20 protein-coding genes and 2 riboswitches are annotated in these 25,939 nt (G+C 51.5%); of the genes, 9 read left to right on the top strand and 11 right to left on the bottom strand.

Features of this window, described 5'->3' with window-relative positions; genetic code table 11:
• Positions 1-19: 19 nt before the first annotated feature.
• The gene (locus GQY55_RS09500; protein WP_160040572.1) at positions 20-814 is read left to right on the top strand and encodes a DUF2935 domain-containing protein; all 795 of its coding nucleotides are present in this window, start codon (positions 20-22) and stop codon (positions 812-814) included.
• A 122-nt stretch (positions 815-936) separates the two neighbouring features.
• Here the strand turns inward: GQY55_RS09500 and GQY55_RS09495 are convergent, their stop codons facing one another.
• The 7 genes from GQY55_RS09495 to GQY55_RS09465 form a co-directional block, all read right to left on the bottom strand.
• Positions 937-2,652, bottom strand: a complete 1,716-nt coding sequence (locus tag GQY55_RS09495) for an adenine deaminase C-terminal domain-containing protein (protein ID WP_160040569.1) — start codon at positions 2,650-2,652, stop codon at positions 937-939.
• An 18-nt stretch (positions 2,653-2,670) separates the two neighbouring features.
• Positions 2,671-3,726: an ABC transporter ATP-binding protein gene (locus tag GQY55_RS09490; protein ID WP_160040566.1), complete on the bottom strand. Its 1,056-nt coding sequence runs from the start codon at positions 3,724-3,726 to the stop codon at positions 2,671-2,673.
• Between the two features lie 16 nt (positions 3,727-3,742).
• Positions 3,743-4,531 (bottom strand): ABC transporter permease, encoded by a 789-nt coding sequence (locus tag GQY55_RS09485; protein ID WP_160040563.1) that lies wholly within the window; start codon positions 4,529-4,531, stop codon positions 3,743-3,745.
• Positions 4,532-4,537: 6 nt separating this feature from the next.
• Positions 4,538-5,359 carry an ABC transporter permease gene (locus GQY55_RS09480; protein ID WP_160040560.1) on the bottom strand — a complete coding sequence of 274 codons (822 nt, stop codon included), beginning with the start codon at positions 5,357-5,359 and terminating at the stop codon, positions 4,538-4,540.
• 25 nt (positions 5,360-5,384) lie between these two features.
• Positions 5,385-6,317, bottom strand: coding sequence for a nucleoside hydrolase (locus tag GQY55_RS09475; protein ID WP_160040557.1), 933 nt, complete (start codon positions 6,315-6,317; stop codon positions 5,385-5,387).
• A 112-nt stretch (positions 6,318-6,429) separates the two neighbouring features.
• Positions 6,430-7,500: an ABC transporter substrate-binding protein gene (locus GQY55_RS09470; RefSeq protein ID WP_160040554.1), complete on the bottom strand. Its 1,071-nt coding sequence runs from the start codon at positions 7,498-7,500 to the stop codon at positions 6,430-6,432.
• 176 nt (positions 7,501-7,676) lie between these two features.
• Positions 7,677-8,024 carry a DUF2294 domain-containing protein gene (locus GQY55_RS09465; protein ID WP_160040551.1) on the bottom strand — a complete coding sequence of 116 codons (348 nt, stop codon included), beginning with the start codon at positions 8,022-8,024 and terminating at the stop codon, positions 7,677-7,679.
• Between the two features lie 528 nt (positions 8,025-8,552).
• Here GQY55_RS09465 and GQY55_RS09460 point away from each other — a divergent pair.
• The 4 genes from GQY55_RS09460 (at position 8,553) to GQY55_RS09445 (ending at position 14,453) form a co-directional block, all read left to right on the top strand.
• Positions 8,553-9,485 (top strand): ABC transporter permease, encoded by a 933-nt coding sequence (locus GQY55_RS09460; RefSeq protein ID WP_160040548.1) that lies wholly within the window; start codon positions 8,553-8,555, stop codon positions 9,483-9,485.
• 11 nt (positions 9,486-9,496) lie between these two features.
• Entirely contained in the window at positions 9,497-10,408 is a 912-nt protein-coding gene (locus tag GQY55_RS09455; protein ID WP_160040545.1) for a carbohydrate ABC transporter permease, read from the top strand.
• Positions 10,409-10,437: 29 nt separating this feature from the next.
• The gene (locus tag GQY55_RS09450) at positions 10,438-12,093 is read left to right on the top strand and encodes an extracellular solute-binding protein (protein WP_160040542.1); all 1,656 of its coding nucleotides are present in this window, start codon (positions 10,438-10,440) and stop codon (positions 12,091-12,093) included.
• A gap of 119 nt (positions 12,094-12,212) precedes the next feature.
• Positions 12,213-14,453 (top strand): helix-turn-helix transcriptional regulator, encoded by a 2,241-nt coding sequence (locus GQY55_RS09445; RefSeq protein WP_160040539.1) that lies wholly within the window; start codon positions 12,213-12,215, stop codon positions 14,451-14,453.
• A gap of 105 nt (positions 14,454-14,558) precedes the next feature.
• Here the strand turns inward: GQY55_RS09445 and GQY55_RS09440 are convergent, their stop codons facing one another.
• The 4 genes from GQY55_RS09440 to GQY55_RS09425 form a co-directional block, all read right to left on the bottom strand.
• Positions 14,559-16,766, bottom strand: coding sequence for an AraC family transcriptional regulator (locus tag GQY55_RS09440; protein WP_236575512.1), 2,208 nt, complete (start codon positions 16,764-16,766; stop codon positions 14,559-14,561).
• Between the two features lie 312 nt (positions 16,767-17,078).
• Positions 17,079-18,632, bottom strand: coding sequence for an extracellular solute-binding protein (locus GQY55_RS09435; RefSeq protein WP_160040536.1), 1,554 nt, complete (start codon positions 18,630-18,632; stop codon positions 17,079-17,081).
• A 31-nt stretch (positions 18,633-18,663) separates the two neighbouring features.
• Positions 18,664-19,530, bottom strand: a complete 867-nt coding sequence (locus GQY55_RS09430; RefSeq protein WP_160040533.1) for a carbohydrate ABC transporter permease — start codon at positions 19,528-19,530, stop codon at positions 18,664-18,666.
• Positions 19,531-19,542: 12 nt separating this feature from the next.
• Entirely contained in the window at positions 19,543-20,394 is an 852-nt protein-coding gene (locus GQY55_RS09425; RefSeq protein ID WP_236575523.1) for an ABC transporter permease subunit, read from the bottom strand.
• Positions 20,395-20,843: 449 nt separating this feature from the next.
• A riboswitch (cyclic di-AMP (ydaO/yuaA leader) is annotated at positions 20,844-21,029 on the top strand.
• Between the two features lie 74 nt (positions 21,030-21,103).
• A riboswitch (cyclic di-AMP (ydaO/yuaA leader) is annotated at positions 21,104-21,265 on the top strand.
• Between the two features lie 160 nt (positions 21,266-21,425).
• Here GQY55_RS09425 and GQY55_RS09420 point away from each other — a divergent pair.
• From GQY55_RS09420 to GQY55_RS09405, 4 genes are all read left to right on the top strand, one after another.
• Positions 21,426-22,250: an alpha/beta fold hydrolase gene (locus GQY55_RS09420; RefSeq protein WP_160040528.1), complete on the top strand. Its 825-nt coding sequence runs from the start codon at positions 21,426-21,428 to the stop codon at positions 22,248-22,250.
• A 59-nt stretch (positions 22,251-22,309) separates the two neighbouring features.
• Positions 22,310-23,749, top strand: a complete 1,440-nt coding sequence (locus tag GQY55_RS09415; protein WP_160040525.1) for a helix-turn-helix domain-containing protein — start codon at positions 22,310-22,312, stop codon at positions 23,747-23,749.
• A 132-nt stretch (positions 23,750-23,881) separates the two neighbouring features.
• Entirely contained in the window at positions 23,882-24,592 is a 711-nt protein-coding gene (gene deoD, locus GQY55_RS09410; protein ID WP_160040522.1) for a purine-nucleoside phosphorylase, read from the top strand.
• A 54-nt stretch (positions 24,593-24,646) separates the two neighbouring features.
• Positions 24,647-25,828 (top strand): NupC/NupG family nucleoside CNT transporter, encoded by a 1,182-nt coding sequence (locus GQY55_RS09405; RefSeq protein WP_160040519.1) that lies wholly within the window; start codon positions 24,647-24,649, stop codon positions 25,826-25,828.
• Positions 25,829-25,939: the final 111 nt, after the last annotated feature.

The raw sequence follows: 25,939 nt of genomic DNA, 5'->3' as shown, positions 1-25,939 counted from the left end.
GGGTGAAGGGGGCTTTCGCATGAGCGGCGAGGCGTTGTTTGAACACAGGTTTTGGCTGCAAATTTTAGGGGATCATGCACGGTTTATTTTTAACGGGCTGTCGTCCAAGGAAGCGGAGGACGTTCAAAAGGCGAACCGGTTTATTCAATGGTTCGACGGGCTGCTTGCGCAGTCGCGGAGTTTGGGACCCGATCAGGATTTAAGGCAGCTGAACGAACAGGCTTACCAAGCTACGGTCGAGCTGCGCGCATTCAAGCTCAGCCTCCTGGACCGTGCGCTGCTCGGCCAAATCGTCATCGGGCTGTCTCCGACCTTCATCAACCATATGCTCAACGAGCTGGAAGAATACGAAAGGATTTTGAAGGAGCTGCTTGCCGGCAAACCGGTGCCGCGTTATCATCCGCTGCACCATGACCTGCTGTGGCTGCCGGATGCGGTCTTCCACTCCGCGTCGATCGCGTCCGACCTGGACGGGGTCGAAAGAAGATTGATCCGCAGGAGCAAGGAGTTCGAACAGCATTTTAACGAATTTTATTTGAAGGCGTTGGAATTGGTCGGCTATCTGCGGACGTTAAAAACGACGTATCCTTCGATCAAGAAGTTTCACGGCGACGTTGATGTGGAAATGTCCGCATTTATGGCGTTTCTGCTGGAGGTGGAGGAGCTGGATATCAGCGCCGAGCTGTTAAGCCGCCTGAATAAGCTCGTGCCGGACCATATGTACCGGGAAGAATGTTATTATTTGGGGAAGCTTGCCCAGTCCGGGGAAGTGCCCCAGCCGAAGTGCGATCCGGCAAAGCCGAGGATCGAGTAGGCAGGGCCGCTGTTTGAAGCAGAGGTTAAGTCGTAGCGAACATAAGAAAGCCCCGTGATGCAGAAGCTCATGCTGCTCTTCACGGGGCTGTTGTTTTGTGGAATCCAAACGATTGAACACATTTATCTTTTTTCGATAATCAGAGGCACTACCTGGCCGGCGTTGACGTCGATGAGGCCGCGGTCGGTGATTTTTAAATACGGGCTGACGGGCAGCGAATGGGTGGCGATGGACATGATCGGGTTGTAGTGCTTGTAGCCGAGCGCCTGCATCGCCTCGCGCAGCCGCTTGACCGATTCGGCGGCCGATTCGAGCGGCTCCTCTGTCAGAATGCCTCCGACGGGCAGATGCATGTTGGCCGTCACTTCGCCGTCCGAAACGACGCAGAAGCCGCCCTGCTGCCGGATGACGGTGTTTGCGGCGAGAAGCATGTCCTTGACGTTATGCCCTACAACAAGCAGGTTGTGGTTGTCATGGGAATACGTCGTGGCGACCGCACCCTTTTGGATCGTGTCGCCGCCGATCAAGCCGAAGGCTTTGCCGCCATGCTTGCCGTAACGCTCGAACGTGGCGATCATGCCCAGGCCGCTGCCTTCCCACTGCAGGCATCCGTCCGCCGCCTGCAATTCGACGCGGCTTTCCTGGGTAAACGTCGAGCCATCCTGAACGGTCATTACCCGGCAGAGATAGGTGCCGTCTTCCACGCCAACCTTAGCGGCGAAATCCGCTTCGCTTAGCTCGTGAAGCTGCACGCTCCGGTAAAAATGATCCGGAAACCGGTATCCGGCCGTCTTCGGTTGCGATGGAGCGGCCGCCGTATAGGCCTCCTTGCCGTTTTTGTACACCGCTTCGAGCTTCAGGTCTGAGAGGCTGGAAATCAGCTGGAAGTCTGCGGTTTTCCCCGGCGCGATCGTTCCCCGGTCATACAGCCGCATGCGGCGGGAAGGGGAGGAGGTGGCCGCATAGATGGCCTTTTCCGGCGCCATGCCCATGCCGATCGCTTTGCGGACGATGTGGTTCAAATGCCCCCGTGCCTCGAAAGAATCGGCCATGACGTCATCGGTTACGAAGCAGAAGTGTTCGGACACGTCATGCTTGACGAGATAGTCCATAATTTCCGGCGTCATCGATTTCTCCTGGATTTCGATGAACATGCCTGCGCCGATCCTTGCCTTGAGTCCTTCGACGGTTTGATGCGTGTGGTCGGAATCGACGCCGGCGAAGATGACGCGCTGCAGATCGAGGTCAAGCAGCTTCGGCACATGCCCTTCGATGACGAGCTCCGGATGATGTTCTTTCATATGCTTCAAGATCCGGTTCGTTTTGCAGTCCGGATCGGTAATGATATCCACGTAGTTCATGATTTCGCCCAAGCAGATGACGTCGCCGGTCGCAAGCAATGCTTCCATGTCTTCGATTTCGATCGAGCCGCCCGAGGTTTCCAGCGAGGTCGCCGGCACGGAGCTTGGAATCGCGTAGAACATGTCCACTTCGCAATCCCGGCTGGCGTTGATCATTTCCAGAACCCCGTCGAGGCCAAAGACGTTGGCCATTTCATGGGGCTCCGGCACGATCGTCGTGACGCCGTTTCGGAGCAGCCCTTGCGAGAAGGAGCCGGGCGTCACCATCGTGCTCTCGATGTGAAGATGGATGTCGATAAAGCCTGGCACCATGTACAGGCCGCTTGCGTCGATCACCCGTCCAGCCTGGAACGACTCTTCTCCGCGCGGGCCGATATACATAAATTTTCCGTCTTTGACGGCGACGTTGGTTTCCGTCCATTGCTTGAAATAACTGTTGTACACTTTCGGTTTGAGCAGAAGCAGATCTGGCTGCATGATCAATTCCCCCTATTGTTATTCGACAAGAACAAGCTTCTCCGATGGAAACAACAGGCGGATTTCCTGCCCATTGGCATAGGGCTGCTGCATTTCCTTGTTTACCGTAAATTCGCCAAGCGGAGTGACGACGACATATTGGTAGCTGCGGCCGAGATAGGTGCTGACTTTCACCTTGCCCGTCAGCACGTTGTCGCCGGGCTGAATTTCCGCCGGCGTTCCCGCAATGAGGTCGTCCGGGCGGATCGCCCCTTTCATCGTCACGGGCATCCCGGGAGCCTTCGCGGCATGGAAATGGTATTCCCCGCTGCGCAGGCTGTAGAAGGAGCCTTCGTCTTCGCGTTCATCAAAGGCGATAAAATTGTTGAAGCCGATAAACCGGGCCACGAATTCCGTTTTGGGATATTGGAATATGACCGAAGGCTGATCGAGCTGCTCGATAATCCCTTTATTCATGACGGCCACCCGGTCGGAAATGGAGAAGCATTCCTCCTGGTCATGCGACACGTACACGGCGGTGATGCCAAGTTCCTGCTGGATGCGGCGGATTTCCACGCGCATGTTGATCCGGAGGTTGGCGTCCAGATTGGACAGCGGCTCGTCGAACAACAGCAGATCCGGTTCGATCACCAGCGCGCGGGCGATCGCGACCCGCTGTTTTTGCCCGCCGGAAAGCGCCTGCGGGAAACGGTTCTCGAAGCCGCCCAGGCTGACGATTTCGAGCATTCGCATGACCCGTTTTTTGATTTCGTCTTCTTTCACCTTGCGCAGCCGCAATCCGAACGCGACGTTATCGAAGACGGACATGTGCGGGAACAGCGCGTAGCTCTGGAACACGAACCCGAAATTCCGTTTGTTGATCGGAACGCGGGTATAATCCGAGCCCCCGAACGTAAACCGGCCGTCCGAAGCGTCGAGAAAACCGGCGATCAGCCGGAGCGTGGTCGTTTTACCGCAGCCGCTGGGACCCAGCAGCGAAATCAGGTGGCCTTTTTCGACGGAGAGGTTGAAGTCCTTCAAAATGTATTGCTGGTCATAAGCGACCGATACGTTATCCAATTGCAGTAAAGACATCGTCTTATGCCTCCATTTATTGTTTGGTGAAATAGGTGAGTCCAAGCAGCCTTTCGATCAGGAACATGAATCCCGCGGTAATCAGCATCAGCAGCACCGAAATCGCCGCGATGGTCGGATCGAAATAGTTCTCCACGTAAGTCAGCATTTGAATCGGCAGCGTGCTGACGCCCGGTCCGGTCATGAACAGCGAAATATCGACGTTGTTGAACGATTCCAGAAACGCAAGCAGCACCGATGCGATGATGCCGGATTTGATGTTCGGCAGGACGACTTTGAAAAAGGTGGCCAGCCGGCTTGAACCGAGGCTCAGCGCGGCTTCCTCGACCGCAAAATCGAATCCTGCAAGGCTCGAGCCGATGACCCGGATAATAAACGGCAGCATGATGACCGTATGCCCGATCAGCAGCGCCGCATAAATCGGAATGTGAAAGGCGATGACGACATATTTCAGCAGCGTAAACCCGAGCACGATGCCGGGAATGAGGAGCGGGGACAGAAATACCGCGTTCAGCGTCTCCTTGCCCCGGAACGTCGCGCGGTTCAGCGCATATGCGGCCGGGATCCCGAGAAGAATGGCAAGCACGTTGCCCAAAAGGGAGACCAGGATCGACGTCTTGAACGTGCTCATAAACATTTCGACATCAAAAATGTTCTGGTACCACTTCAGCGAAAATCCGGTCGGCGGAAACTTCAGGACCGTCCCCGGTTCAAAGGAGGTGACGGCGATGATGACGAGCGGCCCGAGCAGAAACAAATAGACGATAAAGGTAAAGAGGGCAAGCCCCGGGTTTTTGTTTTTCATCCGTATCTACTCCTTCGGTTTGAATTTAGCCGCCGCTTTGTTCATCAGCCCGATGACGATAAACGTGATGATCATCATGATGGTAGCGATGGCCGACGCCGCCTGCCAATCGTTCAGCGTGATCGCATTCTGGTACAGAAACGTCGCGACGACGCGTTTTTTACCGCCCAGCAGGGCAGGCGTGGTATAAGCGGTCAGGCTGCCGACAAACACGAGAATGCTGCCGACGATCAGCCCCGGAATGCTGAGCGGGACGACGATTTTGCGGAAGGCCGTCAGCTTGGAAGCTCCGAGGCTTTGGGCCGCCCGCACCAAATCGTGGTCGATCGATTCCATGACGCCGACGAGCGTAATGAGAATAAGCGGCAGGAACAGGTGGACAAGCCCGATGATCATCGCGACCGGCGTGTACAGAATGCTAAGCGGTTCATGGATGATGCCGAGGGCCGTCATAAGATTGTTTACCAGGCCGTTTTTGCCGAGGATGATCATCCAGCTGAAGGAGCGGACGACCGAACTTGTCAATAACGGAAAAATCGCCAGCGCCAGCATGATGCCTTTTTTGCGCGGCGGAAGCTTGGAAAAATAGTAAGCGACCGGAAAACCGATCAAGACGCACAGCAAGGTGGTCATGACGCTAACAAGCAAAGTCGTGCCCAAAATATCAAGGAAATAAGCGTCTTTAAAAAATTGCGTGTAAATCCCGGCGGTAAAGCCGCCGTCTTGGAACAAGGTCGAGCCGACCGTCAGGACGAGCGGAACGATCATGAACAACGTCAAAAATACCAAGCCGGGTGCCAATAGCACGTACAAGTATCGCTTTTTCATGAATGCAATCTCCTGTTTTATAAAATCAGCCGCGGAGAACGTCGATAAAGCGGCTTATGAATTCATCCGAATCGGCCTCCAGGCAAACGTCAACATTGGGCTCCCGCTGCAGACGGTTTTGAAAATCGCATACCGTCTGACCGTCGCACAGCTCGCTTTTCGTCTCCACGTCGACATAATGCCGGGCGGAACGAACCATTTCGGGCCAGATGGCGGCCCCGACGGCCAGCGGGTCATGCATGGCGCATGCCTGGACGCCGTTTCGCTCACAATAGCGTTTCATGTAATCCGCTGTGCTGGCGCGGACATAATCGGCTATTGCGGAAGTTCCCATGGCGTCGATATGTTCGCGGGTCAGCAGGGCTGTCCGGGTCACGTCCAGACCGACCATGAGCAGGCGCGGAAACCCTGCCTGGAAGACGAGTTTGGCCGCCTCCGGATCGACATGCATGTTGTATTCCGCCACGGGCGTGATATTGCCGTACGTTTGAACCGCGCCGCCCATCACGACGATTTCCTTCAGTTCATGGACAAGCGGCGGATATTTGGCCAATGCCAGCGCGACGTTGGTCAGCGGCGCGGTAGCGATCAGCGTCACCTCACCCGGAAAACGCCGGACCTGCTCGATGATAAAATCGGGACCGAAAAGGCTCCGGTCGACGCGATCGGCAGGGCGCATTTCGGCCAAAGCGCCGCCCAGCCCGTCCTGCCCGTGAACCCGGTGTTCGAACAGACTGCCGCGCATGAGCGGACGGGATGCCCCGGGGTATACGGAGATGGAGGGCGCGGCGTCGATCAGCTCCAAAATTTTGCATGTATTGTTTGTCGCCGTCTCCAGCGACACGTTGCCGTTCACCGTTGTAATGCCCAGCACGTCAAGCTCGCCGCTCCGGATCGCAAGCATGATGCCAAGCGCGTCGTCGATGCCGGTATCGACGTCCAATATCGTTTTTTTCACATGGATTCCCCTTTCTGGACCGGGTAAACTTATGGCTCCCTTATATCTTCAAAAAGGCAGGGGCAAGCAGCCCCTGCCGGTATATGCTGCCCGTAATTGAACCGCTTGCCGCTTAGCGGGTAACCTCGCGGTTAAAACGGTCGGTCCATGCTTTGAGATGGCTGTTGACGAACGCCATATCAAGCTTTTGCAGCTTCTCGACGACATCCGCCCCGTAGGTTACGCCTACGGCTTCTTTCGTCGACAGTTTGACGTTTTTGTTGGCAGGGGAGTCGACTTTGGCTTTTGCCGCTTTTTCCTGTACCTCTTGGCTGAGCTGCCAGTCGATGAATTCTTCCGCCAGTTCCTTGTTTTTGCTTCCTTTGACGACGTTCAGCGTATTGATGATGGCATAAGCGCCTTCTTTCGGCGTCACGAATTCGATGCCCGGCACGGCTTTTTGCAGGTCGCCCACATACATCTGCATGATCGGGCCGGCGGACGCCTCGCCTTGCGTGAACATGTTGACGAATTCGGAAGTTTTGCTGTAGTACTTCACGACGCCCGGATTCAGTGCGGTCAACCGTTCGAACGCTTGATCTTCGTTAAATTCCGCGGCGCCCGCCACCTTCGATGCGGCGTCGACCATCATCGGACCGCTGGTGGACGTAATGCTCGGCATCGTCAGTTTGCCTTTCAGCTCGGGCTTCCACAGGTCGCTCCAGGCCTCGATTTTCGTTCCGGCGGCTTTGGGATCGTAAGCGATTCCCAGCTGGCCGATCGTGTAGGCAGGGCCGTAGTCTTCGCCGTTTGGCGCTTTGGCGATGTCATACACGTTGTCCAGGTTTTTTAAGCGGCTGCGGTCGATTTTTTCGAAGGCGCCTGCTTCGATGCCCTGCTGCGCATAATAATCCGAGAGGTAAATCACGTCGACGTCGGAGCTTCCCTGAAGGATTTTGCTTAGGCGGTCGGCGTTATTGCCTGTTTCCAGCACGATTTTCACGTTGTGCGCTTTTTCGAACGGCTCATAAACTTCCTTATTATAGAAGTCTTCCGCGAAACCCCAAGTCGAAATGACGAGTTTTTGCTGCTTGGCGCCGGACGAATCTCCTTCAGCCCCGTTTTTGCCGTTGCTTCCGCATCCGGCCAGCACGAGCGCGGACAGGCTGCAAGCGAGAAAACCTTTGATCCATGTTTTTTTCACAATGATTCACTCCCATGTGTTTTTAAAAAAGCGTTATGATAAAAAAGAAAAGCGCCCTAGGTAGAAAAAATCTCTAACTAGAGCGCTTTTTCATTGTAAACAAAGAAAGAGCGGCATCCGTTTCGTTTCCAGGCAACGGGCAGTCCTTAAGATAAATCAAAAGGAAAGCGCCGCGGTTATGAATCGGTCTGTAAAAGTATGTTCGTGACTGCCCACTGCGTGGCGGGATCGTAATCCCGAAGCAAAACTTCGATACGCAATCCCAGCTCGTCTTCCAAGCGGGTTTTCAGCTTTTTCTTGTAAATCATCGACATGTAAAAGTCGACTTCGTATTTCAAAGCCGGAACCTCGCCCTCAAGCACAGTGGAACGGGGGGAGCGACGATGCCGGGCATATAACGTGATCGCCTCGGGTTGAACGCTTGTCTTCAATAAAGAAGTTCCGAAGCCAAACAATTCCTTTGAGACTTCATTATATACCTGGCTCAGCTTCTGTTTGAATTCATTGGAATCGGAATGAACCATCGGTCACCTTCAAACTTTGAATTATTTTTGGTGATAAGGAGTTCACGAGATTTATAATACAAAAAAAACGAGGATTTATCAAGGTATTGTTCGGATTTTATGTATTATGTCACTTGTTTTCGGCAAATAGCACCCTTTAAATGTTCCAATTACGAACTTTCCATGCAATGGAAGCTATTTATGCCGATATGAATGCCATCGGATAGATAGCGAGAGTCTCAGATTTATTTTGGCGAACGGCTTCTTAAAACATGGGACATGCGCATCTATCAAAGGAATATCGATCCTGGACAACGAGCGAATAGAGCGGCATTCAAAAAAACACCAATGGTTAAAATCTCCCTCAAACCTTGAAATAACGGGGAATTCCTGCAATCTTCTGGCCCACCGCCCAAACCCGCGAAAATATTGCGAACCCGATCAAAAAATGTTGCTTGCCTTCGTTTGAAAAGGCCAATTATGATGAATCCAGCGGAAGGCGGGCCCGCTTTCATCCGCGAGACTTTGGGAAAGGGAAAGGGGAAGGTCATGAAAGCCGTCCGACAACCAGGCAAGCGTATGTCGTTCCGATGGCGCGACAATATGCAGCTGTACTTGATAATGCTTCCCGTTCTGATCCATATTTTTATATTCAGCTACATTCCGATGTACGGAGTGATCATCGCTTTTCAAAATTATTACCCGGGAAAACCTTTTTTCTCGCTGCATGAAACCGATTGGGTGGGCTTTCAGCATTTCATCGATTTTTTTAACGGCCCGTATTTCGGCAGACTGATGCGGAACACGTTTTTGCTCAGCTTTTATTTCCTCGTGTTCGGTTTCTGGGTGCCGATTCTGTTCGCCCTGCTGCTGAACGAATTGAAGAGCGGCGTATTCAAAAAATACGTGCAGACGGCCAGTTATTTGCCCCACTTCATTTCGAACGTCGTCGTGGCGGGCATGGTGCTGTCCTTCATCAATACGGACGGGATCGTCAATGCCATCGTCAAGCTGTTTGGCGGGACGCCGGTGGCGCTGAATACGGAACCGGGATATTTTCCGGCCATTTATACGATCACAAGCATTTGGAAGTCGTTCGGATGGAGCAGCATTTTGTATTTGGCGGCCATGTCCTCCGTCGATCCTCATTTATATGAAGCGGCCAAAATGGACGGCGCAAACCGTTTCAAGCAAATGCTCCATATTACGCTGCCGTCCATCCGGCCGACGATTTTTATTTTGCTTATCTTCGCGATCGGCAATCTGCTTTCGGCAAACAGCGAGTTCATCCTGCTTATCTACAACCCGATGGTATACGAGACGGCGGATGTCATCGGCACATATCTGTACCGCGACGGCCTGCTGGGCGGAAATTTCAGCTCGGGTACCGCAGTCGGTCTGTTTATTTCGCTCATTAACTTCACGCTGCTGTACATCGCCAATTCGCTCAGCCGCAAATATTCCGATTACGCCTTATGGTAAGGGGGAGTACGATGGCCGCCTCGGTCAGAAGAAATCCGAACAAGATCAAGCAGGGCTCTGTTGCCGTCGACATTATTTTGTATGCGCTTGCGCTCGTCATTTGCATCATTACGCTGTATCCTTTTTATCTCGTCATCATCATGTCCATCAGTTCGCCGAAGGAAGTGGCGGCCATGAACGTGTTTTGGTACCCGAAAGGATTTTTTCTCGATTCCTATAAACTGATCGTCAGCGATACGAAAATGTGGTGGGCATACTCGAATACGCTCATCTACGTTGCCGCAGGGACGTTGTTGAACTGCCTTACGGCTGTATTAGGCGCATATCCGCTAACGGTGCGCACGCTGAAAGGGCGGAAATGGCTGGTCGCCTTTCTGCTCATCCCGATGTATTTCGGAGGCGGGTTGATTCCTTCCTATCTGCTTGTCAACAAGCTTGGAATGTACAATACGATGTTTGCGGTGATCATCCCCGGCATGGTCAGCATTTGGAACATCATTCTCGTCAGAACCTTTTTCACGACCATTCCGGATGGACTCAAGGAATCGGCTTTTATCGACGGCGCTTCCCATTTGCAGCTGCTATTCCGCGTAATTCTGCCCATTTCCAAACCGATTTTGGCGGTGATCGCCATTTATTCGGTCGTCGGCATTTGGAACAGCTGGTTTGACGCGCTTGTGTATTTGCCGAACGAAAAGCTGCATCCGCTGCAAATGTATTTGTACCGCGTCGTCGTGCAGCAATCGGTGGATTTGAAAATGTTATCCTTGGAGGATACGAAACATGCGGTGGCCAACATGCTCTCCAACATCCAGTTGAAATACGCCATCATCGTGTTCACCACGCTGCCCGTCATTTTCACATATCCGTTCTTCCAGAAGTATTTCATCAAAGGAGCGCTTCTTGGCTCGTTGAAAGAGTAGGCTGAGACCATTCAAAGGGGGAAAACGCATTGAAAAAGTGGAAAAAACCATTCGTATCCGCTCTGATGGCGGTTGTTTTAATCACATCTGCAACCGCTTGCAATGGCGGCGGCAGTAACGGCAGCGGCGCAGACGGCAAAAAGGAGGAAGCCGGCGGCAACGCCGAAACCGGGCAGAAAACCGGCAAGCTTCGACTGCTCGGGCCAGCCGGATCGAACAAATATATCAAATTCGAGGACAGGGAGAAGTATCCGGTATGGAAAGAAGTCGACAAGATGCTCGCCGATGCCGGTTTGCAATTGGATTACGAGCTGGTTCCGGCAGAGCAATACAAAGTGACCATCCAAACCCGGATGGCTTCCGGCTCCTCTCTTCCCGACATCGTGAATATCTCGGCTCTGGATAACACGACGGTGCTGAATTTGGCAAAGCAGGGCGTATTGCTTGATCTGAATCCGCTCATCGAGAAGTACAGCAACGGCAACATCAAAAAAATGTACAACGAGGAAATGCCGTTCGCCAAAAAATCGACGACATCGCCTGACGGCAAAATGTACTGGTTTAGCAATCTTCACAAAAAAACATACCAGGGAAATACACCGGCTCCCGTTTCTTTGACCATGCTGCTCCGCAAAGACTGGCTGGATAAGTTGAATCTCCCGGTTCCTGCAACTGCCGCGGAATATTTGCAAACCTTAAAAGCATTCCGGGATAAGGATGCCAACGGAGACGGCAAGCCGGACGAAGTTCTCGTTTACGATCCAAGCGCGTTTAACGGCGCTATCGCTCAATGGTTCGGGCTTGGCACGGATATTACGGCGGTGGACGTCGAAAACAAAAAAGTGGTATCCCCATGGTATCAAGACGGCATTAAGGATTACTTCCGCTACCTGCAGCAGTTAGTAAAAGAAGGCGTTCTCGATACGAGCCTGATCGGGGCGACAGGGGAGCAAAAACAGCAAAAGATGACGGAAAACCAGGTCGCTTCCTTAACCGACTACAATTTGGAAACGTATCAGGAGCCGACGATCAATGGCGGCGGCGAATTCCTGCCGCTCATGCCGCTCCAAGCCGTTGACAACATCACACCAGCGGCACAATTGGAACCGCCGTTCCTCGTATGGCAGAAATATGCGATTACGAAAGACTGCAAGGATGTGGAAGCCGCGATCAAGTTTTTCGACACGATCTACTCGGACAAATACGCAGATCTTCTGTATTGGGGAATTGAAGGTCAAACGTACAAAAAGGACGGCAACGGGGCAAAAGTATATATCAACAATGTATCGGAAGAAGAGCTGGCCAAAATGGGGCAGGCCACAGGCCGTCAGCTGTTTGGGGACACCGTTTTCCCCCGCGTCCAATTCGCCAACCTCGAGTTTGAGCTGATCGACAAACCTCAGTACAAAACGGAAAACGAGTTAAACATACTGAACTATAAGCCGTATTTCGTCAACATGAACGACATGTATTTGGCCATCCCGGACGATCAGCAGCTCGAAAAGAAAACGAAAATTTTGACCAACTTGACAACGTACTCGCAGGAGCTTGCGACCAAGCTTGCTCTTGGTCAAAAATCGCTCGACAATTGGGATCAATATATTTCCGAGCTGAAGAAGCTCGGGCTGGATGATTTGATTGAAATCAACCAGCAGCTGCTTGACAGATACAACAGCATCCAGTAACGTTTTCGGCAACATCCAACGGGGAAAATGGCGGTTTTTCGCAAAAACGCGAAAAGTTCGGCCGTTTTCCTGCTTTTGCTTTTTGCGTTCGCGTCATACCAACCGGAGGAGGGGTTGTTTTGCGCTATAAAGGTTTCGGAAGCGGAACGTTCCGCAACATCTTTTTGTCGTATACCGCGATCCTGATCATTCCCATCATCGTGTTCAGCGCGCTCAACGTGCAGCGGAACATGATGGAGGAAAAGCAACAGCAGCACCAAAAACATGCGGCCGACGCCAAACGGATTGCGGATCTGGTCGACAGTAAGCTGAACGAGCTGAAAAACATGGGCAAGATGCTGGGCAACGAAGCCTGGGTCAAAAAGCTGATGCAAAATACGAACGTATACGATCAGGAATTCGACATGCTCAAGATGCTGGAGATTCGCAAAAGCTTGGATAACGGCTTCAATTCGCTTGGCATCCTCTCCTTCGGCATGGTCGTTTTCCCGGAGAAACGGCAGGTCTTGACGCAATGGGGCGTCTATCCGGAAGAAGACTTTTTTAAGGGCGTCGCCGTTTTCGACGGAGATACCAAGCAAAAACTTCAGCATGTTTTGTCGCAGCAGCAGTATTTCAAGATCATGCCGCCTGCGGACATGAAATTATGGGGCAACGGCAAGCGGGTCATTCCCGTACTGCAAAGCCTGGAGGTCGTCAACCATCCCCGCGCCGTTTTGGTCCTTTTTATTGATAGCGCTTACTTCTCGGACTATATGCATCGTTTCGGAGGGATCGAATCGAAGGCCATCGCCATTTCGTCGCAAGGCTCTCTGCTTTACCGTCAGACGCGGAATGACTCCGCCGGCCATCCGGAACGTTCGCGCAGTTATGAGCTGGTTTTGCCTTCCAGGGCAAGCGATTTGCGGTATGCGATCACTTACGCGGATACCGGCGTGATCGGCATCAACAATCTATTCGGTTCGCTGCTTGCCATTGCCATTTCCGCCGGTCTTGGGGCTTTGGCGGCCTTTTTGCTGGCCAAGGTCAGTTACCGTCCGCTCGGCGCCCTGCTGAACAAGCTTTCCGCGGCGGTCCGGTTTGAAGAGGGCAAAAACGGCGGTTCAATTTCCGGATCGGAATACAGCTATATCGAAAAATCGTTTGACCGGCTGCTGCTCGAAAACAAAAACCTTCAGCAAACGATGCAGGACTACGAAAGCGCCGCGAGGTCGAACCTGTTTCTTCGCCTGCTGAAAGGGTACTTTGCGGACGATCAGCAGATGAACGGATTGAAAAAATTCGGCATCGGGTATACCGACGACATGCATTATTGCACGATGCTGGTCAGCTTTTACGCCATCCGCGATGTTTCCGACATGGAAAAAATCCGCAAAATCGAAATGATCACGATCGTGATCGTTGAACAGGCGATGAAGCGTCATCGTGTGGATTACGAGCTGTTTGAGGTGACCAATGCGGATAAAGCGCTGATTCTTTCCTCCGTAAACCCGTTCGGGGACGATCGTCTGCTGGAACGGATCGCGTCCGAAATCTCGGGGGAGATCGAGCAGGCTTGCGGTTTTCGGCCGGATGTCTTCTGCGGAACGGTGGAGAAGGGGGTGGTCGGCATCAGCAAATCGTATTATGCGGCCAATGAAAGATTGCAGTATACGATTTTTTCGCGGGAGCACCTTCCGGTGCAGCAGGAGGAGGCGGTTCAAGCGGGTGTCGATTACTATTACCCGACGGATTGGGAAGTCCAGCTGGTCAATAACCTGAAGATCGGAAACCTGGATACCACGATGCAAATTTTGCATGAAATCGCTGCGGAAAACAAAAAACGGGAGCTGCCCGAATCAAGCGAGGTCAAACTGGTCTCGTTATTGATGGAAACGCTGCTGAGGGTCCTTCATGAGCTGAATCTGGATACATGCATTTACGCCAAACAATTCGCAAGCAGGGCGGGAGCGGGAGAAATGGAGGAGATGTGGAGCTGCGTGTTGGAGGTCGGCACGTTGATCTGCGAGCGGAAGCGGTATGCCAATACGTCCCCGTCGCTTGCCGTCGGCAGCGAGCTTCTGCAATTCGTAAACCAAAACTACACGAGCCCCGATCTTTCGCTGAAGATGCTGGCGGAAATGTGCGGCATGTCGGTTTCGAACGTCTCCAAAATATTCAAGGAGGTGTCCGGCATCAACTTTTACGATTATGTGTGCCGGCTTCGGATGGAAACGGCCAAGGAGCTGCTGCGGGAGAAAAAATTCGGCATGGACGTCATCGCCCGCCGGGTAGGCTACGAAAACGTCTATTCGTTCAAACGCGCCTTCGCGCGGTATGAAGGGATCAAGCCGGATGAATACGTGGATTCGGCGATGTAAACGGGCGATAAGAAAGGAAGGCTGGAGCTAGCAAAAAAAAACGACGCAAAGCCGCTCCCTTTTGGGGGAGGGCCTTGCGTTGTTTTTATTTTCCCCCCTAACCGCCTAACCGCTCACCTCGTCCATCCGCCGACAACGATATTGGGCCGGCGTCATGCCGGTCGCTTTTTTGAAGGCGGTAAAAAAATGGCTTTTCGTCTGAAACCCGGCTTGCTGCGCGATTTCGGCAACGCTCATGTCGGTCTTCGTGAGCAATTCCTTTACCTTTTCGATCCGCATATTCAAAATATAATTGGATAGCGACATCCCGTAATGGTCGAGAAACAACTGACGAGAGTATTTGGCGGACAACTCGATGTGATCGGCGATGCTTTCGACGGATAGTCTTGGATCGTGAATGTGGTATCGAATATACTCGATCATTTCCTCCACGACTTTTCCTTTGCGGTTCAAGCTTTTCTGGTCGCCGAGCAGGGAAATGATGCGGGAAATTTCGGTTTTCATCCATAGATGGATGTCTTCGAGCGTCGCGAATTTTTTGAGATGATTTTCTATGCCCTTGACGTTATGTACGGTAGTGAGTTTGCTAAAGGATTTGACGAAGGAAAAAAACATCAATTTCAATTGGAATTGACATTCGGAATATTTCATCGTCTGCAAACGAGCAAACCACTGCTCCAGCAGTTGGAAGGATGATTCCTCCTTGCCGGAGCGAATCGACTGAATGAGGAGGTCCAGCAAGGTGTCGTCCGGCTGATAAGGCAAATCCGCGTAGCGCTCATATTCTTGTTCGGTGTAGATTTTGTCGTCGCCGCTTAAGAATTTAAGCAACGTCAATTCGCATAAATCGTCGTAAACGGTGCGCAGGTCATCGCGGACATGCCTGACGGAACTGCATGCAATGGTAATTTTGAGCTGAATAAACCTGTTTACCATCCGGCTCAGTTGGCCCAAATCATCCATGAAGTCAGCTGCTTGATCGGCCATGCCCACAAGGAGAAGCAGGTGATCGTCGCCGAAATCGACCACCTCGATCGCGCGGTCCTTAGCGCTTAACACTTCTTCCGCAATGTTGCCGATGGCGTATTTCAAAAGCCTCTGGGAGGCAAAATCGTAACGCTCCGTCGTTTCGTAAAAAGCATCGATTTTGACGACGGCCATCCGGATCCATTCGAATTCGAGGATGTCGGATTCGCGGGAAAGGGTCTCCCATGCACTGTTGCCCAGCCTGCCCTGCAGAATCCATCGCCGCAAATATTCGCTCTTGATCAGCGGGGAATGATCCCGCAATAAAACGACGCTTTGCCGGATCGCGTCCATATCGCTTTTGGCCTGAACGCCGTGCTTGCCATGGATTTGAGCGGCCAGAGTCCGGAAAGGTTTGAAAAAAACATGCGAATTCCAAAGCACGGCGAGCAGCAGCACGATCAGGAGGAGGATCGATCCCAACACGATCGTCTCTTGAAAGCGGGTTACTTGCTGGCGGAATTGTTCCATCCCGGACAAGGAGTACAGCGTCCAATCTTGGGAATCCAAATCGGCATAGTTCACGTATAACGTCTGTCCGTCCGCTTTCAGCTCGTATGAGCCCTTTTTGGCCCCCGTTCGCGCATCTCTAACGCTTTCCATTACGTTTTCATCCGTCTGCCCCAGAACGGCCTGCCCGGAACGGTCGATGAGCGTCACCCGATAATCCGTGTCGCTTTCCTCCGAACCTTCCCCTGATAGGAGATAGTTCTGCAATACTTGAGCGTTCAACAGCACGACCAAATATCCGTAATGCTCCTTCTTGACGTATGATGGCGGGATCACCAATGATATGTACGATTTTCCTCCCGATTCGTAATGAAAGTAGCGAAGCAGGAAAGGATCCTGCCGTTTAACCCGCTCCAATATGACCTGATCGGAAAACTCGCTGAACGGAAGAAGGCCGACTTTGAAATCCATCACTTTTTCCCGGCGCATATTAAAAAGGTAAGCGCCTTCAAAAAAAGATTCCTTCGATAAATACTTCGACAAAGTTTGAAGGGCTGCGGCATCGAGCAGTGGATCGTCGCCCTTGGAATAAATCCAGTTTTGGATGGTCTGATCTTCGTACATGTTCAAGCCGTACCATTTCAGTTTCGCCAGGATGAATTCCGTCCGGTCCAACGTTTCTTCGATTCTGTCCCGGTTGATATATCCGATCTGCGAGGAGGCATAATCCGAAAATCGCTGAACGAGGAACAACGAGAACGGGATGATAATGACGGTAATCAAGATGCAGCTCCATAAAAAAATGCGCACATACGTCGATTTGAACAGCGGTCTCATGTCGCGATTGTCGCCTCCCTTCCCACTTCGCCAAGAAAAGTTGCATTCGGTTTGAGTTTTATCATAGCTTAGTCCTGAGTTTCTGCCTAGTTCTCGTTTGCCTGTTTTAGTTCTCGTTTGACCGATCCACGGGAGCATGTAAGGGAGGGAATCCCATAAAAGCCGCCGACACCAGGAAGAACGCGCGGTTCTTCGGCTGGTGCCGGCGGCTTGGTTGGCGACGTTCGGCAGCAAGAAGAGGTGCCGGTCATGCGGATCATCCCCGCATCTTCTATGGAGGGTTCCATTTGTGTATGGTTGGAAAATCAGCAACTACTTTTTGGCCGCCAGGAAAGCATCGATTTGTTTCTGCAATTCCTGTTGGATGCGTTTTAAGGAAGGGCCGGCTTCGGCTTCGAATTTCTTCAATGTTTCCTCCGGATCAAGAACGCCATTGACGAGTGCAGGATAATATTTGGCCTCGACCGTATTGTATTGGCTTAGATCGTTCTGAACCGCGGAAGAATCGAATTCGAATCCGGTCAAAATATCTTTCGTAAAGCTGTCGGCATCGCGGAGCACGGCGTCGAAGTCCGCATACGTCTTGTCTCCATCCGCATCCGAGCGCTCGTCGACGGGATTCCATACCCACACATACCCAAACTGCGAATATCCCTTCGTATCGAGTATTTTATATTCCTTATCGCCAACCGGCTCCCAATGCTTGCCTGGAATTCCGTAGGACAGCAGATCATAGTTCTCCTTCTCATTGGCCCAGTTCAGGAACATGACCGCACGTTCCTTGTTTTTGCTGACTTTCGGCACCGCAAGGAAATTCCACTGCTTGAAGTTCGAAATATTGGCCCCTTTCGCCGGATTGAAGAACGTAACGGTTTCCAGATCGCCGTTTGGAACATTGCTCTTGAACTGTTGGTCAAAGGAAAGCCCCGTGCCAAACGAACCTTTCGTAACGATGGCCGCTTTCCCGCTCATAAAAGGCTGGATGAAGTCTTTTGCGGCCAGGATGTCCTTATATACCAGCCCGTCCTTGTATAACTGTCTGGCATCCTTCATCCATGACAAAACCGGCTCCTGATCCTCGAACAGGTTGTAAACCTTGCCATCGTTATTTTTGTAGTATAAGGCCAGGCTGCTTCCTAGCGCATGCGTGAAGCGCACATGGGTATCATAATCGTTCAGGCTTCGCAGACCCACGATGGAATACGTCTGTTGTCCCGTCGTTCCCGCTGCCATAAACGGCGCAATGCCGGGTTCCTTTTCCTTTACCTTGTAAGCAAAATCGATTAAATCCTTGTAGGTTTTGATCGGCGGTATGCCTAACTTCTCACGAATGTCTTTCCGTATGATATAGGCGTTGCCTTCCATATAAGAGAGCCCGAGCGGAACAGCCATAATTTTACCGCTGTATTTGTTTGCCTCCCACATTTGCTGCGGACGTTTGTCCAGTACATTTTTCCCATATTGTTTGAGCAGGTCGTCGAGAGGTTCGTAGTAACCGTCGGCAATCATTTGATTAATGTGCAGCCACGGCGCATCAAAGATCAGATCGATATTTTCCCCGGAAGCCAGCGTTACCTGCGTCTTCTGCGCCAAGTCGGCCCATGGCACAAATACGATATCCAGCTTGACATTGATCGTGTCTTTCATCCGTTTTTCGGCTTCTGCAATGACAAGATCCATATCAGGCGGACGGTCGCCCGGGATCATGATTTTGAGCGTAACCGGTTCCAATTTTGTGCTTGCAGGTTCAGTTCCTTTTGTGTTGTCCGTGCCGGATGTTTCATTTGTCCCTTTCGAGCAGCCCATGATCAGAGATAAGGACAACAGCAGCACGAATGAAAGCGAAAGCCAACGTTTCAACCGCATTTTTCGGGTCCCCCTACATGATTATTCTGGCCTAACCTTTAACCGATCCCAGCGTCATGCCTTTAATGAAATACTTCTGCACGAACGGGTAGACGAATACGATCGGACCAATCGTAATACATACAATGGCAAGCTGCATGCCGTACGTCGGAACGATAATGTTATATTCCGTCCGGCTGCCGCCGACGTAAGACATCGCATTCAAGTTGGACATCAGCTGCCTGATCATCATTTGCAACGGGTGCAGCTTGTAGTTATCGATAAATAAAAGCGACAGGTACCAGTCATTCCAGTATTGCAGCGCATAAAACAATGCGACCGTGGCGATCACGGGCAACGAAATCGGCCAGATCACGCGAAAGAAAATACGAATATCATTCGCTCCGTCCACGGTAGCCGCTTCATTGAGTTCATAGGGCAAGGAACGGAAATAAGATACGAGAATGAACGCATAAAAAGGATTCAGCAAATACGGAAGGACAAGCGCCCACAACGAATCCTTCAGGCTTAACCAATTGGCGATGAGTATGTAAAAACCAACGATTCCTGCGCCAAACAACATCGTGAAAAAGGTTAAAAAGGAAAGGATATGCCGATATTTCACCTTCGGGTGGCTGAGAACATACGCATAGGACGCCGTAATAATAACGCCAAGCACCGTTCCCGTCAACGTAACGAACAAGGTAACGCCATAACTTCGGAATACCTGATCTCCCGACAAGAGCATCTTGTAGGCATTCAAGCTGAATGAAGTCGGAAACAGCTGATATCCGGAGGTTTGAATGAACGTTTCATTGGCAAAGGAGTTCACCAATACGATCCAAAACGGGATGAAACAAATCAGGGCAAACCCGCTTAACAGCACATACACAAAACCTAGAAACAATCGTTCTCGCATTTCTATCACACCTTAAAACAATCTAGAGTCCGGGTCGATCTTACGCGCCAGCCAATTGAAGAGCGTAACGGCGATGAGCCCCATAAACGACTGGTAAAGAACAATGGCGGAGGACATGCTGAAGTTGCCCATCTGCCGTAGTGCGCGGTATGCATACGTATCGATCACATCGGTAGTCGGGAACAAGACGCCGACATCGCCGATCAGGGCATAGATCATGCCGAAGTCTCCATAAAATATCCGTCCGATCCCAAGAAGCAGCATAATGATGATAATGGGGCGCAAAAGTGGAAGCGTGATGTATAGGATTTGTTGAAAGCGGCTTGCCCCTTCCAGCTTGGCGCTTTCATAATACTCGGAAGAAATGCCCGTGATCGAAGCAAGAAAGATGATCGAATTGTAGCCGGCTATTTTCCACACGTAAACGAACGTCAAAATATAGGGCCATACCCCCGGAGTCAGATACCAATCCACCCCTTTAAATCCGAGAGCGGCCAGTGCCTGATTCACCATCCCTTCGGATGAGCTGAACATCGTTTGCACCATCATGCTAACGACCAGCCAAGAGATGAAGTATGGCAAAAATACGAAAGACTGTGCCGTTTTTTTGAACCATTTGACCGTGACTTCATTCAGCAGCACCGCGAGCACGACGGCCGTCCCCAAACCGAACACCAGAAACAGCCCGTTCAAAAATACGGTGTTCCATGTGACGCGCAGCCAGTCATTGGTTGAAAAGAAAAACTCGAAGTTTCTCCATCCCACCCATCGACTTCCCAATAGACCGTCTGAAAGCCGGTAATTCTGAAAGGCAAGCAAATGTCCCAGCATCGGCGTATACGCAAAGACAAGCAGGAACAGCATGCCTGGAAGCGCAAGCAGATACAGATAACGGTTCTTTACGACTTCATGAATAAATCCGTGCTGCCCTCTTTGATAGTGTTTCAATCATTCACCTCCCCGCGATCCATTTGGATGAACATGCCCTTTGACACCATTATCGTAGCAGCGGTTCAACAGCCTTGAATAGTTCTGATTGGTACGAAGGAGTTCTCATATGGCTGATGGGGAGGTATTCATTTTTCCCGCCAAGTTCTGTATCGATCTCGGAAGAGCGCTTGGTTATAACAAAGAGGAACGAATTATAAACCAAGCAAACAGAAGCTATCGGTTGTAAATGAATGATTACGCAGGATTAGCGGTCGGAAACCAGCGAAACCTATAAAAAAGGCCATGAATTCTATTGTAACCAACCTTTACAGTTCGCCGGCTCAGGCGTATATTCAATTCATTATGTAATATCTTTGATTCATGGATGAATTACGCTGAATTTTCAATCACGAAAAGCGGGGGAACCATATCGGCATCGGCATGCAATCCTTTATGAAGGGATGAAGCCGGATGCTTGGGGTGAATCGGATGGAAAGATTCCAATCCGTAGGGCAACTCTCACAGCCCGAATCCGACAGCTAACCTCGTAAGCGTCGCTATGAGAGAGGAGTGAAACTGTGAGTTGTCAACGAACACAGGGTACCTGCTCTGTGTTTTTCTGTGCGTAAAATCGAATTGAACGTCATTTGATTCGCTGAATTTCCGTTTCGGCGGAAAACGGGGGAACCGGCCGTGATGATCAGCCATTCGTCACATGGGGTGAATCTCGAAATCGCATTCGAGTAGGGCTACTCTTGGGTCCGAATCCGACAGCTAACCTCGTAAGCGTTAGAAGAGAGGCTGCTTTTATACATGCGCAGCAAGGTCTATTTGCCTTGCCTGAAGAAGCATGGAAAGAGGGTTCCTCTTTTCCATGCTTTTTTGTTTTGCCGATTATTAACGAGATTTCGTTTGGAATAGAGAAGGATATCGTCAGACAACGGATCGCGGAGAGGAGAAGAAAGTTGCCTAACATACAAGTGAACGGAACATCGCTTTATTACGAGACGCATGGCAGCGGCGTGCCGATCGTTTTTATCCACGGTCATCTTTCATCCCATCATATGTTCGAACCGCAGGTGGAATATTTCAGCAAAAGAGCGAAAGTGATCGTGCTTGATTTGAGGGGCTACGGCAATTCGGGCAAATTAGATGTTGAAGTCGAGGACATCGTGGACACCCAATGCAGGGATTTGAAGGAGCTGCTGGATAAGTTGAATCTTCCGAAAGTGACGCTTGTCGGGTGTTCCAGCGGGAGCCTGCTTGTGCAAAAGTTTGCGGAAGCCTACCCGGACAGCGTCAACGCGCTGGTGCTTGTCGACAGTTATTTTTACGGCCCTTGCGGACCCTTCGGCACAAAAAACGGCATCTGGAAGCTGCTGGAGGCCTGCAGTTGGATTTCCTACTATCTACCGGCCGAATTTTTTCTCCGGTCGCTGCGCGTAACGTATCACCGGTGGGTTCCGGCCTACAGCATATTGAGGAACGAGCTGTTTCATAAACGGCCGACCGAGTCGGTTAAACAGCGGATGGCTTTGCTTCGGACCGATTTCAACTCCGGGTTGTCCCGGCTGCGGATGCCGGTTTTATGCGTGGCCGGCAGGCAAAGCGAATGGTTCGTCAACCAGATGAACAAAGCGGTGGAATGGTTCGCGTGCGCCCAGAAAGCGGTCATTGAGGACGCGATTTATCCGAGCCATTTGTGCCAGCCGTTGGAGTTTAACCGCATTTTGCTTAATTTTTTGATCGACCAGCAGCTTTTCCGGTTGGAACAGCAGCATTCGGGCTGAAAGCCGCCTTGGGCGGCAACAATGAAAAGGTACGCATGATCGGCGGTAAGGGTGATGATATGAATAAAGAATATATGCAGCTGAAATCGCTGCTGAAGCTGCTGGACCGGGAGGAGCGGTGGTTTACGTTCGCCGAGGTGGAAAGCGTGCTGGGCGTATCCGGCAAATCCGTCCGGAAAATCGTCGAAGAGGCCGTTTCCCTGCTGCCTCCGTCCATGCGGATCGAGGTATCCAGAGGAAAAGGCATCATGTTCCGCCGGGACCGGCACGGCACGAGCATTCAGGAAGTTTTGGAACCGCTGCTTCGGGAAACGCCTTATTTTCGATTGATGCAGCTGTTGTTCGAGCATGACGGCAAAACCTCCGCGGAGGAGGTCGCGGAAGAGCTTTTTATGAGCTTTTCTTCCTTCAAAAAATGGATCGTCCATCTGAACCGGGAGGAGCTGCGCCCGTTTCAGCTTCGGATGACGTATTCCGCGCCGGCGCTGAAAGGAAACGAAATCCACGTGCGGTATTTTTTATGGAAACTGTTTACCGAGGCTTGTCCTTACACCGGATGGCCTTTTTCAAATGCCGATTTTGAACGGCTCGACGGCTGGGTCTCGGCATTCGAGCGGGAAAACGGCATGATTTATTTTTTGAATGCCAAACGCAGCCTGTCTTTCCTGATCGCGATCGTGCTCGAAAGGGTCAAGCAGGGGCACCGGGTCGCGCTGCAAAGCGGCGGTTATGCGTGGGAACGGCATCCGTTTTTTCATCCGGTTTTGAAGCTGTCGGAAAAGCTTGAGGAGACGTACGGCGTCGCTATCCCCCGCGAAGAGGTTTATTTTTTACAGTCGATGTTCAGTTTGAGCCAGTATCATGGCAAAGACGGCTTTGCTCATCTGGACGAAGAATCTGGTGGAACCGAAAGCGGAGACGATGAAGAGAGCCGCATGTCCGGCCTGCTAATTCCGATTTTGGCTGAAACTTTCCCGGCGCTGAACATCGGACCCCGTTTCTTGGCCGAAATCCGGGAATTCATGGAGAAGCTGCGCATCGACAACGCCATTCCCGAGCTGATGGCCGTCTCGCACAGCCACCTGACCGCGTATATCCGGGAGAACGAGCAGCCCATTTTCGCGGCGGTAACGGCATGCATGCGCGAGTGGCAGCTGCTTTTTCCCGGGCTGGCGTACAATGACTATCATTTGACCAAGCTGACGTTTATGATCAGTTCAAGCCTCCGGTATAAAAGCAAAAAGGCATTTCTCATTATCGGCGAGGAATTTTCGGTGCGGCATTACGTCGCAAACTTGATCAAACGGGAAATCGGCGACGACCTGACGATCGAAACCTCGATTTTGCACGGGCTGACCGATGACATTATCAGGCAGCAGCAAATCGATTTCGTGATCAGCACGATGCCCGTTTCGTTGACGAGCGTGCCGGTCGTGCTCATTTCCACGATACCGACGAAAAGGGACCTGGAAAATATCCGCCAGGAGCTGATGGCGTAAAACGGCTGGTCCTTTTTCTTCCGTTTCCAACGGCAGCAATTGGACTAGTTTCGGCGCCTGAATCCCTTTATGATGACTACTGTAAGCGATAACAGAAATCGCTCGCCAGTTTAATCAAGGGGGAAATACAGCATGAGTATTCATCTGGGAGCCAAAGCCGGAGACGTCGCGGAACGGGTTCTGCTGCCGGGCGATCCGCTCCGCGCCAAATTCGTGGCGGAACATTTTCTGGAGGACGTTCGGTGTTACAACGAGGTTAGGGGAATGTACGGCTTTACCGGGTTGTATAAAGGAGTGCCGGTTTCGGTGCAGGGGACGGGCATGGGAAATCCGTCGATAAGCATTTACGTCACGGAGTTGATTCAAGATTACGGGGCGAAAAAGCTGATCCGGATCGGCACATGCGGCGCGATGCAGAAGGAGCTGCAAATCCGGGACATCGTGCTTGCGCAGGCGGTTTCTTCGGACAGCAACATGACCGAGAAAATTTTCCTCGGCTGCAATTATGCGCCGTCCGCCGATTTCGGCCTCCTGCTGAAGGCGTATCAGGAGTCCGTTCGCCGCAGCGCAAACGTGCATGTAGGGAACGTGTACAATTCCGACGAGTTTTACAGGGAGACGCTGGCAAGGCTCCATAAGTTTATGGAGTTCGGCGTTCTGGCGGTGGAGATGGAAAGCACGGCGCTGTATACGCTGGCCGCAAAATACGGAGTTCGGGCATTGTCCATCCTGACGGTGGGAAGCCAGCTGCTGACGAACGAGCGTTCCGCGCATAAAGACAGCGAGCAGTCGTTTAATCAAATGGCGAAAATCGCGCTCGAGACCATCATCGCGGATGAGTAAGGTTTTGAATCCGAAAATATTGTGAATCATTTCACGTAAAATGGGGGAGACATCATGAAATATGTGATCGCTCTGATTGGACTTGTCGTCGTCCTTGCGCTTGCCTGGCTCGTCAGCTCGGATAAAAAGAACATCAAATTCCGGCCGATCATCATCATGATTGCGCTGCAGATCGTGCTGGGGCTTATTTTGCTGAAGACAAGCATCGGGGAGTTTCTGGTCAGAGGTTTTGCCGACGGCTTTGCGAAAATTTTGAACTTCGCCAATGAGGGCACCGATTTTGTTTTTGGCGGGATCGTCAACGAAGGCATCCATTCGTTTTTCTTCCACGTGCTGATGCCGATCGTGTTTATGTCGGTGCTTATCGGGATTTTGCAGCATTATAAAATACTGCCGTTTATTATTAAGTATATCGGGCTTGCGCTCAGCAAGATCAATGGAATGGGCAAGCTGGAATCGTATAACGCGGTCGCTTCGGCCATTCTCGGACAAAACGAAGTGTTCATTTCCTTTAAAAAGCAAATCGGCCTGCTGCCGCGGCAGCGGCTGTATACGCTGTGCGCGTCCGCCATGTCGACCGTGTCGATGTCGATCGTCGGCTCGTACATGACGATGCTCAAGCCGGAATACGTCGTGGCTGCGCTTGTCTTGAACCTGTTCGGCGGGTTCATCATTTCCTCGATTGTAAACCCTTACAAGGTGGAGCCTGAAGAGGATATTCTCGAAGTGCAGGAAGAAAGGAAACAAACGTTTTTCGAGATGCTTGGCGAATACATTATGGACGGCTTTAAGGTGGTCGTCATCGTCGGCGTGATGCTGGTCGGCTTCGTCGCCCTGATCTCCATGATCAACGGCATTTTCAGCGGCGTGTTCGGCATTTCGTTCCAAAACATTCTCGGCTACGCGCTCGCTCCGTTTGCGTTTCTTATGGGCGTGCCGTGGCATGAAGCAATCAAGGCCGGAAGCATTATGGCGACGAAAATCGTGGCCAACGAGTTTGTGGCGATGCTCGATTTCGTGAAAATCCAAGGGGATTTCAGCGAACGCACCAAAGCGATCGTGTCCGTCTTCCTGATTTCCTTTGCGAACTTCGGCTCGATCGGCACGATCGTCGGCGCCGTAAAAGGCCTGAACGAAAAGCAGGGCAATGTGGTGGCCGGCTTCGGCCTGAAGCTGTTGTATGGGGCGGCGTTGGTGAGCTTTTTGTCGGCGACGATTATTAGTATCGTGTTTTAAGGTGGGCCCGATATGATTTAGTTTCAATAAAAATTTGGTTCAACCGCTATGGTTACGGTTTCTCCCGATCGCTGTTGTCTCCAGATTTTTTTGAATCTATTTTCAAATGGT

The sequence above is a fragment of the Paenibacillus sp. USDA918EY genome (genome assembly GCF_009870825.1).
Taxonomy (GTDB): domain Bacteria; phylum Bacillota; class Bacilli; order Paenibacillales; family Paenibacillaceae; genus Paenibacillus_AQ; species Paenibacillus_AQ albilobatus.
The sequence above is the reverse complement of the archived record's forward strand: the minus strand, read 5'-3'. Positions and strand labels throughout refer to the sequence as shown.